This window comes from Pseudomonas sp. SIMBA_041, from assembly GCF_046535095.1.
Lineage (GTDB): Bacteria > Pseudomonadota > Gammaproteobacteria > Pseudomonadales > Pseudomonadaceae > Aquipseudomonas > Aquipseudomonas mucoides.
In genome coordinates this window covers 1-258 of the sequence record NZ_JAWRXJ010000523.1, presented here as the reverse complement: position 1 = coordinate 258, position 258 = coordinate 1, and the positions used below count along the sequence as shown (strand labels likewise).

General features: G+C 29.5%; 1 protein-coding gene. It reads left to right on the top strand.

The genetic code is table 11. From position 1 onward, the window contains the following. Positions 1–258 (top strand): hypothetical protein (locus SB725_RS32180; protein WP_410923549.1); only part of this gene is annotated, 258 nt, incomplete at both ends.

The following is a 258-nucleotide window of genomic DNA, read 5'->3' as shown; positions in this document are numbered from 1 at the left end:
GCGTTAATTTATTGTCAGCACAGATCGGTGTTTTTCAAAATCCTATTAATGAAGGAAGTTTATCAGATGACCAGAAGATTACAAAAGAGCTTGCTTCGAGTTATATTTCGACGAAATATTATAAACAACCTACATTTAATTTAGATTCTGATCTCAAAATAAATTTACCTAATAATAAACAGATCTCTGCAAAATTTGATAGAGCTTTAACTTACAGCAATAAAAGTGAATCTTACGTCTACAAAATTGAAAACGAAC